Source organism: Bacillus sp. C30 (genome assembly GCF_040838255.1).
In the GTDB taxonomy this organism is placed as follows: Bacteria; Bacillota; Bacilli; order Bacillales; family Bacillaceae_G; genus Bacillus_A; species Bacillus_A mycoides.
On sequence record NZ_JBFPJH010000341.1, the window covers coordinates 1 to 3,320 of the forward strand.

The window sequence follows — 3,320 nt, forward strand, 5'->3', positions numbered from 1 at the left end:
ATATTTATCAATCCACTTCATATACACTAATTATACATCATCAATATTACGAAAAAATAAACATATAAACATTAGAGGAGTGTTGATTAAATGAGTACTTACGTTTTAGTACATGGAGCATGGCAAGGTGAATGGGCATGGGATTTAGTAAAACCTCAACTAGAGGCTTTCGGACATACAGTTATTACACTAGACTTACCTGGAAGTGGGAAAGATACAACTCCATCACAAAATATAACATTAGATTCCTATGTTAATGCAGTAACAACTATTATAAATCAACAAAATGAAAAAGTTATTCTTGTTGGACATAGTATGGGTGGAATTGTGATCACTCAAACCGCTGAGCTTATACCAAATAAAATCGATAAATTAGTATATCTTTGTGCATTCTTGCCACAAAATGGAGAAAGTCTTGGTAGTAAGTTAGACGGAGAAGCTGGCCCACAATTCTCTATAAATGAGAATGACATGACCGCAGAACTTATACCAGAGTTGATTGAACAAACATTTTTAAATGCTACAGAAGACGGTTCTATTAAAGGAGCATCTTTTAATCAAATGCGTCCTCAACCACTAGGACCGTTCCAAAAAGAGCTGAAAATATCAGAAGAGAACTTTGGAACTGTAAATCGTATTTATATCGAAACAACTCTAGATAGAGCGATTCCGATTGATTTTCAGCGCCGAATGCATACAGAAACTACTTGCACAAAAATAATTACTTTGGAAGCTGATCATTCACCATTCTTTTCTAAAACAACAGAACTTGTGAATTGCTTAAATGAGTTAAGCTAAATTTCATTTAATGAAAATAGACACCCGCGGGTGTCTATTTATTATGCTAACTAGGGATTGTATTTTCTTCTCTACATTTGCGTTCCCTTTTTCTTCATCTCCCACTTTTTATACAGTAGTACTGCCCCAAATAAGAATACCCCCGCAATGAATGAGCCTACAGGTAACATTTTTATCATTTCATCAGGAAATACGAGCGGAAGTAATGGAAATGCATAAGCTGCTGGAATACGTACTCCAACGATTTTTAATAAAATTAGCATTAATATCATATTTAATAAAGTAACTACAATCCATGAATCAATCGCAAAGTACAATAACGTTCCAACAGTTGCTGATGTAGTTAATACTAGTATTTGTTTAAATGCCATTTTTTCATTGTACATCGTTTTTTGAAGTGATTCATACACAACGACTAGAATTGGCGGAATAACCGCTAATTGTTCATAACCAGTTATCCAACATAAACTGATCCATACAAAATTTAAAAATAGAAATACAACCATATATTTATATTGGATTTTAACTTTTCTCTCAATACCGTTATTCAATTTAAAAATAAGAACACCAATCATTAAAATAAATGTCAAAACGAAGACTGAGATAACAAATGACCATTCCGTCGCATTTGTTACTAATGGTAATAAACCTGTCGCAATAGATGGTGCTAAATTGGATTGAATAACACGTAAAAACAACATCATTAATATAAGTGTTAAGCTAACTTTTCCTATATAGGAAATATCCATTTGATTCACTGCAAAACCAATAACAGCTGTTATTGACGGCGCAATAAAGATTTTTTCTGGTTGTCTTAGCCATCCCGGCTCACGATATACCCATAAAGCTATTGCCATCGCAGCTATTTCCGGCAAAATTACTTCTGGATCATCTAATAGTACACCAGCTGTAACCATCGCTAATATAAATAGAATTGCAATGCTATATGATATGATTGTTTCTTTCCTTGAAATTACTGAATTCATTATTACATACTCCTTTTTGCTTATTACTCTCATAAAGTAAAACAATACCCTATATACCCTACTTAGGTATTGTATATTAACATCTTTTCTATTTCAAGTATTTGTAGTTTTTTCATTCTTTATCACCCCATACACTTACAAAACAAGGAATGTTTATAGGCATTGACACTTATTAAAAGATAGGTTAAAATAACTATACATTAGTAAGTAACTAATGTAATTAAATCTAACTAGAGGTGAAAACAAATGAAAAACATTTTATTCCGTATTAACGAATTATCAAAAAAAGAAAGAACATTTGGATTAACAGTTGATGAAAAACAAGAACCACAAATGTTGCGTCAAAACTATACAAAAACATTTCGCGGGAGCTTAGATTCCATTTTATTAAACACAAAAATCGTTGATCAAAATGGTCTTAACGTTACACCAGTTGCATTACAAGATGCTCAAATACGTTTAAAATTAAGCAAATGAAATCAAAACTAAAAAAACAATCGTATAAAACATAAAAAGAGCTGAAATTCCTATATAGAAATTCCAGCTCTTTTTATTGTCTTTTCTAATTTAGTAAACGAGCGATACATCGCAATTCTCCACGATACAATCATCGCAAAAGCGAGTAAGAAAAACATTCCACTTAATTGGGTTAAATCAATCGACTGACTTAAATATGATTTCAATGCTACCCGGACAGCTAATAAACCAACTAAAATAAATATGAACGCTTTTGATGGTTTCATATATATGTCTTCGCCTCTTATTTCGAACTTAGATGTTTTAATAAGAAATATAGAGAAAATAAGTCCTACGCTAATTGCCTCTACTATTTCTAAAGACGTTAATCGAAACTCTGGTAAGAAGTACATCATTGCACCAGTGCTCATAAAAATTGGCGGTAATATAATTTTCTTTTTCGTTACCGGTTTTTTCGCTGACTTAAAGCGAAGAATCATAACTCCAACGGCCATACAAACCGCTACTATACTTGATAAAAGTGCTAAACTCATACTCTCCACTCCTATCTATTTAAAAGATTTTTTGAGCAAAATCATAAACCAAACGAGCCCAACACTTATAATGATATGACTTAATCCAGCCATATGGCTTAAACCATTAAAGTCAGTTCCATTTACTTGTAGAATACCTCTAAATACCATTGTAGCAATAGTAAAAATTAATCCTACATTATAAACAACAAACCACGCACGAAAACTTTTTGTTTCACGGACATTAAATACTTTAAATAGAGCTAAAGCGACCAAAAAGAATACAAAGCCGAGCACTAATACGTGTGTATGCACTAATTGCAACATAGTGGATCCTTTAATTCCTTGCGCTTTCGTATACTCTCTAGCAAATACACCTGATAATAAACCAATAATTAAGTAAATGAATGCTGCATTATATAATTTCTTCATCATATTCCTCCTGCTGTAGAACGACAATTTATATCGTCACTTTCCATATTCACTGCAATCATTTTACGCAAAGTTTATGAACGGAATATGAACAGATTATTACATTCTATTATTT

Annotated in this window: 5 protein-coding genes; 2 read left to right on the plus strand and 3 right to left on the minus strand. The window is 32.1% G+C overall.

The features are described from left to right. The first annotated feature begins 90 nt into the window (after window positions 1–90). The gene (locus AB3X49_RS19820; RefSeq protein WP_002189214.1) at window positions 91–798 is read left to right on the plus strand and encodes an alpha/beta fold hydrolase; all 708 of its coding nucleotides are present in this window, start codon (window positions 91–93) and stop codon (window positions 796–798) included. Between the two features lie 71 nt (window positions 799–869). Here the strand turns inward: AB3X49_RS19820 and AB3X49_RS19825 are convergent, their stop codons facing one another. Further along, window positions 870–1,784: a hypothetical protein gene (locus tag AB3X49_RS19825; protein ID WP_367964240.1), complete on the minus strand. Its 915-nt coding sequence runs from the start codon at window positions 1,782–1,784 to the stop codon at window positions 870–872. A gap of 246 nt (window positions 1,785–2,030) precedes the next feature. On the opposite strand from AB3X49_RS19825, the gene AB3X49_RS19830 reads away from it, so the two are divergent. Continuing rightward, a complete protein-coding gene (locus AB3X49_RS19830; RefSeq protein ID WP_367964242.1) occupies window positions 2,031–2,261 on the plus strand; it encodes a DUF896 domain-containing protein in 231 nt (76 codons plus the stop codon). A 50-nt stretch (window positions 2,262–2,311) separates the two neighbouring features. Here the strand turns inward: AB3X49_RS19830 and AB3X49_RS19835 are convergent, their stop codons facing one another. Together AB3X49_RS19835 and AB3X49_RS19840 are read right to left on the minus strand one after the other, a co-directional pair. Further along, window positions 2,312–2,794 (minus strand): CcdC family protein, encoded by a 483-nt coding sequence (locus tag AB3X49_RS19835; protein WP_367964245.1) that lies wholly within the window; start codon window positions 2,792–2,794, stop codon window positions 2,312–2,314. Window positions 2,795–2,809: 15 nt separating this feature from the next. Then, entirely contained in the window at window positions 2,810–3,205 is a 396-nt protein-coding gene (locus tag AB3X49_RS19840) for a DUF2871 domain-containing protein (protein WP_002186142.1), read from the minus strand. Window positions 3,206–3,320 lie beyond the last annotated feature (115 nt).